The organism is Cognataquiflexum nitidum (genome assembly GCF_022538055.1).
Classification (GTDB): Bacteria; Bacteroidota; Bacteroidia; order Cytophagales; family Cyclobacteriaceae; genus Cognataquiflexum; species Cognataquiflexum nitidum.
On the sequence record NZ_JAKZAM010000014.1, the window covers coordinates 48,605 to 62,139 of the forward strand.

A 13,535-nucleotide genomic window follows, 5' to 3' on the forward strand; every position below is an offset into this window, starting at 1 on the left:
AAATGATCAACAAAAGCAACAATCAAATAATTGCATTGGGCTTCCTCGTAGGGACAGCCCTTTTTTCTTGTGGGCAAAAAAAGCAGGAAACCATAGCCCATCCGGTGGTCAACTTTAAAGATATCTCTTCTGAAAACGCCAATATCGAAGAACCGTATCTTTTCACCTCACCCCAAGGCGAAACTTACCTTTCTTGGATAGAAAAATCTGATTCCATCAATATTTTTAAATTCTCCAAGCTGGAAGGGGAAACTTTTTCCTCCGAAAGCACCATTGCCCAAGGATCAGATTGGTTTGTCAATTGGGCGGATTATCCCCAAATGTCAGCTTTTGCAGACGGGACCTTGATTGCCGCGTTTTTGCAAAAAAGCGGTGAAGGAACCTTTGCCTACGATGTTCGGATCAGCATTTCCAAAGATGGGAAACATTGGTCTGAGCCCTTTGTCCTGCATGATGACAAGACCCAAACAGAACATGGCTTTGTTTCCATAATTCCTTGGGGAGAAAATATGCTCGTCAGTTGGTTGGATGGAAGAAATACCGGAGGTGGAAGCCACGACCATAGCCATGACCACGGTCACCATGGTCAGATGACAGTCAGGGCAGCGGTACTGGATATTGAGGGGAAGAAAATAGAGGAATGGGAACTGGACGACAGGGTCTGTGACTGCTGTCAGACGACCTCGGCCATGACTGAGGAAGGCCCGTTGGTGATCTTCAGAGACAGGTCCGAAACTGAAATCAGGGATTTGGGGATTGCAAAATTTGAAAACGGAAATTGGAAAGAAACGGCACCGATTTATATGGACCTGTGGGAAATAGCCGCCTGTCCTGTCAATGGCCCTAGAGTCTCTGCCATAGGAAATCAGGTTGCTGTGGCTTGGTACACAGGTGCAAAGGACAATCCTGAAGTGAAAGTATCCTTTTCCGATGACAATGGAAAGTCTTTTGAAACGCCAACCAAAATCGACCTTGGGCAAACCCTTGGCCGCGTGGACATCGAAATGATAGGCCAAGACAAAGCGATGGTATGCTGGATGGAGGAAGGAAAAATTCTAGTCCGATCTGTGAGTTCCTCCGGTAAATTGGGCAATCCGATTCAAGTGGCTACCTCATCTGACAAAAGAAGCAGTGGTTTTCCCCAAATGACTAAAAACGGAAATACCCTATGGTTTGCTTGGACGGATGACTCTGGGAGTCTGAAAAAAGTCAAAGTCGCAAAAATGTCTATTTAATAGTTGATATCAGTTCTAGAGACAACACCTAATAGCATTTCCATTTTTCCCTTAAAGTCAATAATCCGTTCTGAAGGATACAAATATTCTGCTTTTAGCAATTGCACATAGGCAGCTTTGTATTTTTGCTCATCAAATTTTTTGACCGCATCATTATAATATTGCAAACCCGCCAATTCACGGAGTCCGATTTTTTCGAATAGCGTATTGGATTCATTTTTGGAAAAAAAAGATCCCACCTCAACTGGCTTCAGGTTGGCAGATTTAGATGATTGAATGATAAAACTGTTCAGAAATCCCCTAGTCTCCTGCTCTCCCAATACCATTCCTTCATCTGCAAAGGTACTTTCTATGATAAATGGGGTTTTCTTAAATATTCCTTGGATGAATACGTGCTCTTTAGTTTCGATGATCTGATAGGAAATATCAAACCGATTTAGGAGCAAAGCATAGACAGCAGTACCCGTGACGCAATCATAAATTCCCTGATCGATCGTCTTAGAGAAGTTGGCGTTTTTTTGGTATTCTTTCAAAAGCTTTTGTTGTACAAGAAAAAAGATACCGGGCGGGATCTTGATACTTTTCCTCTTCCTTTTGGGTATCCTATCCAAATCCGATACGACTTGGTTCCAATTTGTCAGGGAAAGTTTTTCATTTGGATAAAGTGATTGGAGCAATAAAAATGGATTGTCCTGATGGTTAAAAAGTAGTTCTCTTTCAGAAGTATTGTCAAAAACAGGAAGAATCAAATGGTCAATTTTATCTTGGGAGCTAGCAGAGAAGCTAACCAATAGCAGAGATAACAGTATCGTTGACAATTTTTTCATTTACTTCGAGGAACATATGGTAACATTAGGTTAATCCAAAATTAACATTAAATTAATATTAAGGAAATAAATGTTAAAAAACTTAACATTAATTTAACATTGAGAATTTAGTAATCAATGTCATTTAGATGGGCTTTTGTGTAAAACAAAGCTTTTCCAAAGTTGGGATCAGATCTTAAAAATCTTAAAACATACATTCCAAACTTTGGAAAAGTAAATTGAATCCACCAAACTAAACGACATTGATTTAGTATTGTAAAAAATGCTTTTTCAAAAAAGAATTATGGAAGTGTAATGAAATGTAGCAGTGCAAAAAATTGGAAAAGAAGGCCTAAAAACATTCAGGCCTTACTCTCAATCAATTGAAGCACGAATTATGATGGACTTAATTCTGAATTCTTAACTCAACACTTTCCTCCTCAAGTCTTAAATCTCGCTTCTTATTGCCCTGCCCGAATCTCACGTCTCATATCTCCCGTCTCAAATCTCGTCTCTTGCTTCTTATTGCCCTGCCCCAATCTCACATCTCCAGTCTCAAATCTCTTGTCTCCCATCTCATTGATGATGATAAGGTTCATTCTTCAGGATCGTAAAAGCCCGATACAGTTGCTCCACAAAAAATACCCTGACCATTTGGTGGGAAAAGGTCATTTTGGAAAGGGAGATTTTGCCGTTTGCCCTTTGGTACACTTCGGCTGAAAATCCATATGGACCGCCAATGACAAAGATCAATTGCTTCAAACCTGCATTCATTTTCTTTTGGAGATAGTCCGAAAAATCCACGGATGAAAATTGCTTTCCCTGTTCATCGAGCAATACCAACTCATCGGAAGTCAGGACTCTTTTCAGAATCAGTTCGCCTTCTTTTTCCTTTTGGGAAGCTTCGCTGAGGTTTTTGGAGTTTTTGAGATCGTGGATGATTTCCAACTCGAACTTGATATAAAACCCCAAGCGCTTGCTGTATTCCTCCAATAGCGTCTGAATGGCGGCATGGTCTGTTTTGCCGACGGCGATAAGTCTGATCTGCATCCTGCAAAATAATTAAAGCTTAACCGAATAATCCGGATTTTGAAAATAATTGTGATGAAGGATTCGTGTTAAGCTCAATGGGCAAGTTGGATAATTGGTTAAATTAAAGAAAAATTAGATTCTCATCTTCTGCTTTTCCATTAAAACAAAACTTTCCCAAACCCAATCCATCTTTTTCTGCGCCAGTCAGCACAATCTGCGTGAGCTGCGATTTGATACCGTACAAATAAATCATTTCTTTAAACAGCCAATTTTTGTAGACAAACGGTCGTATGCCGTAAGTCAAAATCCATTGACAAAATTTCACAAGTATTTGAAAAACAATAGGATAGGCTTTGGGCTTTATATGACCTAACCAAAACTATTATTACCATGAAAAAATTATTTGCCATTGCGATGTTGTTCACATTCTTTTTGACATCATCCTTCACTTTGAACAAAAATGCAACTTTGAACCCGGAAGCAGATATCGTTGATCTTGCGGTTCAGACCGAATTCCTTTCCACCTTGGTAGTCGCTGTCAAAGCAGGTGACTTGGTCGGTGTATTGAAGGGTGATGGCCCTTTTACTGTTTTCGCTCCTACCAATGATGCTTTCGCCAAACTTCCTGCCGGAACGGTGGAGAATCTTTTGAAGCCTGAAAACAAAGCCCAATTGGTAGCGGTATTGACTTACCACGTGGTTCCAGGGAAAGTCTATTCCAAAGACCTCCAAAATGGAATGAAGGCTAAAACTGCCCAAGGTTCTGAAGTAACCATCACTTTGAAAGACGGAAAAGCTATGGTAGATAATGCTACTGTTACCGTTGCTGATATTGAAGCTTCAAATGGTGTGGTTCACGTAATCGATACGGTAATCCTTCCAAAAATGTAATAGTGTGATTGGACGTTTTGATTTATTTAAATACTTCAGAAAAGGTTAATGGTCATTAGACCATAGACCATGGATGATCAATCGTTGACTTAACAAAAAGGCCTGATTCAAACCGAATCAGGCCTTTTGTTTTATTTGTATGTACGCTTACTTGCCACTTACCAAATAAAATCTTGGATTGAAGAGCCATTGTAGCAGCTATGGACTATCGACTGTCGACCATGGTCTGATCACTTCTTCACCTCCGCCGTGGCTATTTTGCCCGCGGGCTGTTCAGGAAGGAATCCTTTTCTTCTAAGGATGGCTTCCATAAATTTCCTTTCATTCTCCGTGTTGAAAATTTTGAAAGGAAGGTATATGAATTGGGCTTTGGACATGGTCAAGATATAAGCATCTTTGGTCAGGTCCACTTTTTTGATCAGGTCCCATTTGATGGGCATCCCCTGTTGGACGTTGAGTTTCATCAATATCTGTCTGCTGTCAATTTCATATGACATTTTTTCAAAAATGACCTTGTTCTGTTCCATTTGGGTGACGCCTGCAAATTGGATAACCCAAAAAAGCCAATATAATGCATAGGCAAGTATTGCCATGCTGATCCACCACCAAGATGCAATCCAAAAATAACCGCAACCTATGGCGATGGCGATCAATACCACCCACCATTGTTCTTTGAGGATATTGGTCAGCCCCAACTTGATGTAGGTTCCTGTTTCTAATTGATATTTTTTTGTTTTGACTATCATTACTTCATTTTTTTCGTGCGCAAATATCTAATGATATCGCTTATTTCACAAGCTAAACAGGAAACCAATTGATTTTTTTAAAAATTCTTAAATCAATATTGTCTTTGATGAGTTAATTGATTGACTTCTACATGGTTTTGTAGTAAATTGATTCAAATTTCATTGCATATGAGTAGCTTGATAGTTGATTTGGTCTTGTGCGGAGTTGCCTATGTGGTGCTGATTTACTTTGTGGCTACCATGACCAAATCCAATCTTGGGCGAAATACAGGCAGCAGCGACGACGGAGATGGGGGCATAGAGGACTTTACTCCACCTAAAATCGATTTGCCTCCGGGGGTAATTTGGCCTACAGATTCTCCTACAAAGAAAGCGCCGAGAGAACCCATGGAGGTTTGACTCAGTTGCATTTGTCGCAAACTCCTTGAATCAGTAAGCTTACCTCTTTTTTGGTATATCCTTCGGGCAAGGAGATTTTTGGCAAGCCTACTTCTTCCATACAAATAGTCCTGCCGCACTTTTCGCATTTGAAATGCACATGCTCGTGGTCATGACGGTGCTCCCCGGCATGGGAATGGGAACACAAGGCGTACTTGGTAGCTCCACTGTCATCAAGGACTTTATGGACGAGGTCATTGTCCAAAAAGGTCTTCAAAGTCCTATAAATCGTCACCCGATCAAAATCTTTCTGCAAAACCTCTTCGAGATCGGAATGGGAAAGCGCCACCTGCCTTTCCAAAAAAGTCTTTAATACTTCCTGTCTGCAATTGGTAATCCGCAAACTGTGTTCCTGAAGGAGTTGAAGAGGGCTGTTGGACATCGTTTTAAAATATGTTTGGGTAAAAATAGGGACTTAGGACCATAACACAAAAAAAGGCCAAACTTGTTCAGCTTGGCCTTTTCTCAAGATTATTTATTATGAGTATCCGCAATGTTGCACGTTGGGCTATAGGAGGTTGTATCGAATGCGGATACTCGTCCATAGACGACAGTCCACTGTCCACAGGGTGTTTAATGGCTCCTCCAACAAATTATTGTTTGGCCTCGTGCAAGAAAGCGGATACACATATTATTTATTATCCATTTTTATTCTTATCACTTCAATATTAAAGAAATGATGGTTTTTGAACCCATATCCATCAATATCCAATATCAATGAATATCAAATCCATTTTAGTAAGAAACTTAAATCAATTACCCTGCATCATTTCAAATTAGTTCATGCCTCCTATTTTGGATCCAGGATTTTATTGATTCGTTCCAAAGCATCCTCCAAATGGAGTTTGGATACTTTGTCAGAAGTTCTTGGAATGGCAGCAGTGATCTGTCTTTGCAAGGTTTTCAATTCACCTCTTGCCATTGGTCTGATATCAGATTGGGAAGCATTGATCTGCGGCCCAAGAAAAGCCCTGAACTGCAAAGGAAGATTTGGCTCGTTTCCGGTTAGCAACAACTCCAAGCGCTCAATATGTGCTCTCTGAAGACTTCGCCTGTGGACATCGATTGTTTTGCCGGAAGGCAACTCGCTCCATATTCCTCCACGCAGGTCATCAAACAGCTCCACCATGGTATAGGCATTTTTTCCGTTTAGGGCTTCGTTTTCAATCATCCTTCCAAGTCTACCCCATTCCAGGATTCCATTCAAAGTAGTGACCTGCACCCCACGGATTCTTTCCAATGCTCCGAAATCACCTGTTCTTTCGATGATTTTTTCATCCATCAGCCATGAAGGCGTGGCAAACAATTCTTTGTTGATAAACTGAACGGCACGTTTCTGCTTTGTCTTGTCGGCATGGACATAGACAGCATCACCTTGACCCGATGATTTGTAGAATTCATATACCCCGCCGACATTGGTTCGAACATGTCCCATGTATCTATTGTACTGACCGATCACCTGACCATACATTTCATTAAGGTCGCTGTAGTCTTTGAATGGTTTGTCTTCTTCTGCAGTCCATTTCATCAGGTTTGGAAGGATCACTTTCAAATTCTTAATCCCGTAATCGGAAGCTTTCATGGCGTCATCCCCCAAGTCTTCACTTTGGCTACTTGGATCATAGCTATTGCCCTGACGGCCAAAACGGTAAACAGGATCTCCCTGTTTGGCCAAAATCCATTTGTCCAAGGTAGGTTGCTCTTCTTCGGGAGTTTTGGCTTCCAAGATAGGTCTGTAACCCCATGCTATGGAGTACTTGTCATAAGGTCCTACGTCAGGCATCAGGCTGACATTATCATCTCCGGGCTGCGCGATGTAGTTGAATCTCGCATAATCCATGATGGAAGGCGCCGTGCCAAATTCCTTGGTGAAAGTAGCTGACCGCAAAGAATCCACCGGATAAGCATGTGATGAAGCAAAATTATGTGGAAGACCCAAAGTATGTCCCACCTCATGAGAGGATACAAATCGGATCAACCTGCCCATGACTTCTTCCCTGAAGTTGACACCCCGGGCTTCTGGATTGACTGCTGCGGTTTGGATAAAGAACCAGTTTCTGAGCAGGTTCATCACATTGTGGTACCAGCCGATATCCGATTCAATGATCTCTCCCGAGCGCGGATCTGAGACGTGTGGTCCATATGCATTTTGGATGTCCGAGGCAAAATACCTGATGACAGAATACCTCGCATCTTCAGGACTCCAATCAGGATCTTCTTCTTTGGTAGGCGCGTCTTTGGCAAGAATGGCATTTTTGAATCCCGCTTCCTCAAAAGCTTTTTGCCAATCCTCAATTCCCTGCTTCAGGTAAGATCTCCATCTTTCAGGCGTGGCAGGATCAATATAAAACACAATCGGTTTTTTTGGCTCTACCAATTCACCTCTTTTGAATTTCTCATAATCTTCTTCCTTCACTTCCAATCTCCATCTGTCAAGGAAAGTTCTTGTCGCAGCTTTTTGTTGGTCGAGACCGTAGTCCACTACTGAGCGGCTAAACCACCCTACGCGTCGGTCGGAAAGACGTTGCATCATTGGTACTTTTGGAAGCAGTACCATGGAAGAATTCATCTCTACCGTAATCAATCCTGTGCTTGCATTTGAAGGTGGCTCGGTAGCAGCATAGGTCATGACATACCTTGCTTCTATGTTGATCGGATAAGGGCTCACCCGCTCAATATAGGAGCGCTCATTGTCCAGTCTAGTTACTTTATACTGTGTCCTTCTATTTCTTGGTAACCCAATGGCCTGAACATCCTTAGTAAACAAGTCCGTTACCTCGATAACTACACCATTTTTATCCGTAGCTTTTACCTTCACATCAAATTTTTGGAGGATCGGTTCTAGGTTGGAGCTTTTTACCGCTGTGAATATTGGCAAAGAGTCAGCCGCCGTGTTGCTGTAGGAAACTACTTTCAGAAGTATATTATCTCCGTTTTGATCCCATCTGACGAGCAAAGTGTTTGTCCTTTCGCCACCATACCCGATCCCATCTGCGGTCTTGGCAATGGTCGTGACAATGAGCATTTCTCGCCCAATCAGGGTATCGGGGATTTCATAAAAATACTTCCCGTCCAACTCATGAACTTTAAACAATCCGTCCTTTGACTTTGCCTTGTCGGTAATGACTTCAGCATAGGATTTTGGCCCTGTCTTCGGCGGCGCAGGTCTTGCAGGTGCAGGAGCTGCCACCGCAGGGGCGTTTTTGGAATCTTTTTTCTTTTTCTTTTGGGCAAATGCCTCGTCATTGACGAAAACCATTCCCACCAAAAGAAGAAAAGTCAATCCCTTTCGTAAATACATTTGGGTAAACTTCTTCATGTGTTATGTAGTTGACTTGATAATTAACTTTTGAAATTAACCCGTAATTCAGGGCTTTTCTTAAATTCAAAGGCCGAAATTTGATAAACGGCAATTCATTCCATTTAAAAGGCGCGACAGTTTTATGCAGCATTTAGACATTATCATCATCGGCGGAGGGTTGGGAGGATTGATTGCTGCGCATCAATTGGCTAAAAACGGAAGGGAGGTTTTGCTCATTGAAAAAAAAAAATATCCTTTTCACCGTGTTTGTGGGGAATATATCTCCAATGAGGTCAAAGATTTTTTACTCAAAGAAAATCTATTCCCCCAGGAAATAGGTCCTTCTGATATCAATAAATTTCAGCTGAGTTCCATCAAAGGAAATATGGCCAATATGCCACTGGACCTTGGTGGATTTGGTATCAGCAGGTATGCGTTTGATTTATTTTTGTACCAAAAAGCATCAGCTGAAGGTGTAACCTTTATGCTTCAGACGCAGGTGGAGGAAGTTGGATTTGAGCAAAAAGAAAACAGGTTTTTTCTCAAACTCAGTAGAGGCAGTTCCCTATCAGCCAACCATGTTATAGGGGCTTTTGGCAAAAGATCCAAAGTGGACAAAGCCATGGACAGGCATTTTATGCATCAGCGCAGTCCATTTATTGGGGTCAAATACCACGTCAAAACGGACTTTGACCCAAATACTGTCGCCTTGCATAATTTTGAGGGGGGATATTGTGGCCTCAACCAAGTGGAAAGTGGGATTTTTAATCTTTGTTACTTGGGTTCCAAAGAGCAGCTCCGACATTATGGAAGCATACCTGAAATGGAAAAGGAAGTACTCCACAAAAATCCCCATCTCAGGCAAATTTTTCAAAACAGTGAGTTCCTTTTTGACAAACCGGAAGTCATCAACGAAATCAATTTTTCACCCAAGCAGCCTGTCGAAGACCATATCCTGATGGTCGGCGATGCGGCGGGTTTGATTACCCCGCTCTGCGGCAATGGCATGGCGATCGCGATCCATACAGGCAAATTGGCTGCTGAAGCCATTCTTCTCAATAAGGAAAGAATTCCGATTGAAAGCCAATACCGCAGCCAATGGGATGGTATTTTCAAAACCAGATTGTGGATCGGCAGAAAAGTGCAGTGGCTTTTTGGGTCAAAAGCAGTTTCAGAATTTTCAGTGGGACTGATCAAAAACTCTACTTTTTTGGCAAAGGAGATTATGAAAATGACGCATGGGGAAAGATTCTAAATCAAAGCTTTAGATGTCGGAAATGAGACTGGTTAACTGACTGTCTTTCTTGATTCAAATCGATATTGATTGATATTTGGATATTGAAGATATTGATCTTAAAAACAATGCACGTTTTGATTTCAAACTTGAGAATCAACTTATAGCCTGCAAAATCTGCGTATTCTCCAAGAAATACCAAGCAAAGAAGATATTCAACGCAATGGCAGATATCCTGTTCATCCACATGGTCCAGGTATAGTTGGTGTATTTTTGTTCATCCTTCTGCACAAAAGAAAACCAGATGAGAAAAAACAAAATCACCGGAAGCATGGCGCCCAGGAATCCATAAAAGGCGCTTTCCTGATTCCTGCTTAGGAAAAACCAGCTGAAGCAGATTCCCGTCACCAAAAACCAGACGCTTGAAAAAACAAACGTTCCTTTTTTGCCCAGTTTCAGACTCAGCGTGATATCCCCTCTTTTGGAATCTTCTTCGTGTTGATAAACTTGGGTCAGGGGATAAGAACCCCACAGCATCAGACTGGACAGCAAGCCCGGAATCAAGACGTGGCTTTTGGTAAATACCTCCCAACCAAAATCACTCAATCCCGCATAAGCCATGCAGAAAGTGAAGCAGCCCTGAAAGAACCCTGCGACCACCCAACTTACATAGGCATACTTTTTGAGTCTGATGGAGGGATGGCTGTAAGCCATGGACACGAGGCTATACACGAGCAGCATGCTGCTGAATTGCCAATTGATCATCAAACCAAGCGCCAGGGAAACAAAAAAAAACACCAAAGAAAGAAAATAAAGGCCTTTGGTGACTTTGGGCGGGTTGCGCAGACCGCCGATGCTTTTTTCGTCCTTGTCAAAATAAGAATTGTAACCATTGCTCGAAGGGTAAAGAAACAAGTGCAAAGCTACCAGCACAATCAGCATCCTTTCGGGATTGTGGTTTGGGGTAAAAGCCAGGGCAAAAATAAATATCGGGAGGAGATAGAAGGAAAATGGAATTCTGAGGTGTTTCCAACTTGATAGTTTAAACATAAATAAATTTAGATTTTTAACTTTAAAGGTAAGGGATGGTTATCTTTCAGGCATCCCAAGTTAGAAAAAATAAGTGTAACTTAAATTAATGAACAACCACATCGTAAGTATTGGAACAGCAAATCCCGGGAATCCTGTCCCCCAATTTCAGATCGGGGAATTTATGAAAATGGCCCATGGCTTGGATACTCAGGAATCAAGGAAGTTAAATTTTGTATACCGGCAAACTGGAATAGAAAATAGATTCAGCGTGATTGAAGACTTTAATTTTGTCAATCCCGAAAAATTCAGCTTTTTTCCTAAAAACAAGGAACTGGAACCCTTCCCCTCTACAAAAATGAGGATGGGACTTTTTGAAAAATCAGCTTTGACTCTGGCAAAAAGGGCCGTTGATGATTGTCTTTCCAAAACCCATATCCAAGCCAAGGAAATCACCCATTTGATTTTGGTCTCCTGCACCGGCATGTTTGCCCCGGGTCTGGACTTGGAGATTATCCACGCCCTTGGTTTCCGAAATGACGTGGAGCGCTATGCCATCCATTTTATGGGTTGCTATGCGGCTTTCAATGCCATCAAGTTGGCAGACCGTATCTGTGACAGCGATCCCGGTGCCAAGGTACTGGTACTCGCGATCGAGCTTTGTACCATCCATTTTCAAAAGGACTACACAGAGGATAATCTTTTGGCAAATGCCATTTTTGGAGATGGCGCTGCGGCGGCATTGGTGAGACGCCTTCCGGTTGGATTGAAGATCAAAAAATACCACAGCCGTGTTTTCAAAGAAGGCGAAAACGACATGGCTTGGTCTATCGGGGATTTTGGCTTTGAAATGAGACTGAGCAAATACGTCCCTGACCTGTTGCACAAAGGATTGAATGAGATCCTTGGCTACTTAGAGGAAGTTTTTCAACTGTCAAAAATCAAAAATTTTGCAATCCATCCGGGAGGAAAACAGATTTTACAGAAAGTGGAAAATGCCTTCCAAATCACACCTGAACAGAATTTACACTCCCATGAGATTTTGAAAGCTTTTGGAAATATGTCCTCGGCAACCATTTTATTTGTTTTGAAAAAATGGCTCCTAGATCCGAAATCCAAGGGAGATATTTTGGCAATGGGATTTGGCCCCGGATTGACTTTGGAGACACTTTTGTTGGAGAAATAATGGGAAAGTTCGATCAGCGCTGCTACGACAAAGAGATCATGGATGACTTAGAAGTCGGTGGAGAAGTCCTGAAGCAGACCTTGCGCGAGCTCCGCACGATCAACCGTTTTTTGGGAGGCAATCATGTCACCACCTCAGGGCTTAAAATTCTCCTGAAAGGAGACAAAAGCCGGAAATACACCATCGCCGATATCGGTTGTGGCGGCGGCGACATGCTGCGTGTCATGGCTGATTGGGCTTCAAAGAATGGATATGATTGCCAATTTGTAGGAATTGATGCCAATGACTACACAATAGGAATGGCAAAAGAGAATTTAAAGAATTATCCCAATGTGAGTTTTTTGACCCAAAATGTATTTGATAGAGAGTTTGAAAACATAAAAATAGATGTCTTCACCTGCACTCTTTTTACGCATCATTTTACCGATAATGAACTAATTATGCTCCTGAAGGTTTTAAAAAAAGGCGCATCCTTGGGCTTGGTCATCAATGACCTCCATCGCCATCCTTTAGCTTATTACAGCATCAGGGTACTTACGGCTTGGTTTTCAAAATCCCCAATGGTCCAAAACGATGGACCATTGTCTGTTCTCAGGGGTTTTTCACGAAAAGACATCAAGCATATTTTACAAAAAGCCGGCATCGGACCCGTTCAGGTTCAGTGGAATTGGGCATTCAGATGGCGGGTAATTTGCAGATTCATTTAAATTTGGTCTTAAATTAATTTTCAAACACTAATTTAATACGCATGGAAGGGTACGGAATTGACTTAAAAACTTTAGACCTAATCAAACAGCAGGCGGTAGACCTTGCTTTCTCTATTGGACCAAAGCTGATTCTTGGAATTATTATCTACCTAATAGGTAAATACCTGATCAATTTGGTTCAGAAAATAATGAGCAAAGCATTTGAAAAATCAGATGTGGACCCTTCACTTGCGACTTTTCTGAATAGTTTTGCAAAGGCCATTCTTTGGGTTTTGTTGCTGATCAGCATTGCTACGACCATGGGAGTCGAGATGACCTCTTTTGTTGCCATATTGGGTGCTGCGGGTTTGGCAGTTGGCTTGGCATTACAAGGATCTTTGGCAAATTTTGCAGGAGGGGTATTGATCCTGATGTTTAAGCCATTCAAAGTGGGGGATACCGTAGAGGCACAGGGGACTACCGGTGAAGTGGAGAGTATTGACATACTCTATACCAAAATCAGAAACTTTGATAATAAATTGGTGACAGTCCCAAATGGGATTTTGGCGAATAACCTGATCATCAATTATTCCCAAAAATCAACTAGAAGAGTGGACATGAAAGTAGGAATTGCCTATGGGACGGACATCAAGAAAGCGAGAATGATAATTCTTGACGTATTGAATAAAGATGAAAGGATCCACAAAGAACCCGAATCGGTAGTTTATTTCGGGAATTTTGGAGATAGCTCTTTGGACCTTACCATCAGATGTTGGACTGATACCGAAAACCTTTGGCCGGTCTTTTGGGACAATATGGAGGCGATCAAGGAGGCATTGGAGGCAAACAAAATAAGTATTCCTTTTCCTCAAAGAGATGTCCATCACTTTTATCCCGAAGGACAAAAATAAAAAAAGGCCGGTTTCCCGGCCTTTTTTACATCTATGAACT

15 protein-coding genes are annotated in these 13,535 nt (G+C 41.8%); 7 read left to right on the forward strand and 8 right to left on the reverse strand.

Annotated elements, in window-relative coordinates; all coding sequences use genetic code 11:
* The first annotated feature begins 2 nt into the window (after positions 1-2).
* The gene (locus tag MMU07_RS11115) at positions 3-1,235 is read left to right on the forward strand and encodes an exo-alpha-sialidase (protein ID WP_241125950.1); all 1,233 of its coding nucleotides are present in this window, start codon (positions 3-5) and stop codon (positions 1,233-1,235) included.
* Here MMU07_RS11115 and MMU07_RS11120 read toward each other — a convergent pair.
* The 4 genes from MMU07_RS11120 to MMU07_RS21710 form a co-directional block, all read right to left on the reverse strand.
* Positions 1,232-2,062 (reverse strand): hypothetical protein, encoded by an 831-nt coding sequence (locus MMU07_RS11120; RefSeq protein WP_241125951.1) that lies wholly within the window; start codon positions 2,060-2,062, stop codon positions 1,232-1,234. The genes MMU07_RS11115 and MMU07_RS11120 overlap by 4 nt on opposite strands.
* A gap of 440 nt (positions 2,063-2,502) precedes the next feature.
* The gene (locus MMU07_RS11125; protein WP_241125952.1) at positions 2,503-2,640 is read right to left on the reverse strand and encodes a hypothetical protein; all 138 of its coding nucleotides are present in this window, start codon (positions 2,638-2,640) and stop codon (positions 2,503-2,505) included.
* The gene (gene rlmH, locus MMU07_RS11130; RefSeq protein ID WP_241125953.1) at positions 2,618-3,091 is read right to left on the reverse strand and encodes a 23S rRNA (pseudouridine(1915)-N(3))-methyltransferase RlmH; all 474 of its coding nucleotides are present in this window, start codon (positions 3,089-3,091) and stop codon (positions 2,618-2,620) included. The genes MMU07_RS11125 and rlmH overlap by 23 nt, the downstream gene beginning before the upstream one ends.
* Before the next feature lie 103 nt (positions 3,092-3,194).
* Entirely contained in the window at positions 3,195-3,326 is a 132-nt protein-coding gene (locus MMU07_RS21710) for a hypothetical protein (RefSeq protein WP_255737352.1), read from the reverse strand.
* Between the two features lie 137 nt (positions 3,327-3,463).
* On the opposite strand from MMU07_RS21710, the gene MMU07_RS11135 reads away from it, so the two are divergent.
* Positions 3,464-3,964, forward strand: coding sequence for a fasciclin domain-containing protein (locus MMU07_RS11135; RefSeq protein ID WP_241125954.1), 501 nt, complete (start codon positions 3,464-3,466; stop codon positions 3,962-3,964).
* 230 nt (positions 3,965-4,194) lie between these two features.
* On the opposite strand, the gene MMU07_RS11140 is transcribed toward MMU07_RS11135, so the two are convergent.
* The gene (locus MMU07_RS11140; protein ID WP_241125955.1) at positions 4,195-4,710 is read right to left on the reverse strand and encodes a YcxB family protein; all 516 of its coding nucleotides are present in this window, start codon (positions 4,708-4,710) and stop codon (positions 4,195-4,197) included.
* A 168-nt stretch (positions 4,711-4,878) separates the two neighbouring features.
* Between MMU07_RS11140 and MMU07_RS11145 the strand changes: the two genes are divergently transcribed.
* Positions 4,879-5,109, forward strand: coding sequence for a hypothetical protein (locus tag MMU07_RS11145; protein WP_241125956.1), 231 nt, complete (start codon positions 4,879-4,881; stop codon positions 5,107-5,109).
* A 1-nt stretch (position 5,110) separates the two neighbouring features.
* Here MMU07_RS11145 and MMU07_RS11150 read toward each other — a convergent pair whose 3' ends face one another.
* Both MMU07_RS11150 and MMU07_RS11155 read right to left on the reverse strand, forming a co-directional pair.
* Positions 5,111-5,530 carry a Fur family transcriptional regulator gene (locus MMU07_RS11150; protein WP_241125957.1) on the reverse strand — a complete coding sequence of 140 codons (420 nt, stop codon included), beginning with the start codon at positions 5,528-5,530 and terminating at the stop codon, positions 5,111-5,113.
* 408 nt (positions 5,531-5,938) lie between these two features.
* Positions 5,939-8,467: a zinc-dependent metalloprotease gene (locus MMU07_RS11155; RefSeq protein WP_241125958.1), complete on the reverse strand. Its 2,529-nt coding sequence runs from the start codon at positions 8,465-8,467 to the stop codon at positions 5,939-5,941.
* 124 nt (positions 8,468-8,591) lie between these two features.
* On the opposite strand from MMU07_RS11155, the gene MMU07_RS11160 reads away from it, so the two are divergent.
* Positions 8,592-9,704 (forward strand): NAD(P)/FAD-dependent oxidoreductase, encoded by a 1,113-nt coding sequence (locus MMU07_RS11160; protein ID WP_241125959.1) that lies wholly within the window; start codon positions 8,592-8,594, stop codon positions 9,702-9,704.
* 135 nt (positions 9,705-9,839) lie between these two features.
* Here the strand turns inward: MMU07_RS11160 and MMU07_RS11165 are convergent, their stop codons facing one another.
* Positions 9,840-10,733, reverse strand: a complete 894-nt coding sequence (locus tag MMU07_RS11165; RefSeq protein WP_241125960.1) for a UbiA family prenyltransferase — start codon at positions 10,731-10,733, stop codon at positions 9,840-9,842.
* An 88-nt stretch (positions 10,734-10,821) separates the two neighbouring features.
* On the opposite strand from MMU07_RS11165, the gene MMU07_RS11170 reads away from it, so the two are divergent.
* The 3 genes from MMU07_RS11170 to MMU07_RS11180 are packed head-to-tail and all read left to right on the forward strand — an operon-like array spanning position 10,822 to position 13,495.
* The gene (locus tag MMU07_RS11170; protein WP_241125961.1) at positions 10,822-11,898 is read left to right on the forward strand and encodes a type III polyketide synthase; all 1,077 of its coding nucleotides are present in this window, start codon (positions 10,822-10,824) and stop codon (positions 11,896-11,898) included.
* A complete protein-coding gene (locus MMU07_RS11175) occupies positions 11,898-12,605 on the forward strand; it encodes a methyltransferase domain-containing protein (RefSeq protein WP_241125962.1) in 708 nt (235 codons plus the stop codon). Before MMU07_RS11170 ends, MMU07_RS11175 begins: the two co-directional genes overlap by 1 nt.
* A 41-nt stretch (positions 12,606-12,646) precedes the next feature.
* A complete protein-coding gene (locus tag MMU07_RS11180) occupies positions 12,647-13,495 on the forward strand; it encodes a mechanosensitive ion channel family protein (protein ID WP_241125963.1) in 849 nt (282 codons plus the stop codon).
* The last annotated feature ends 40 nt before the right edge of the window (positions 13,496-13,535 follow it).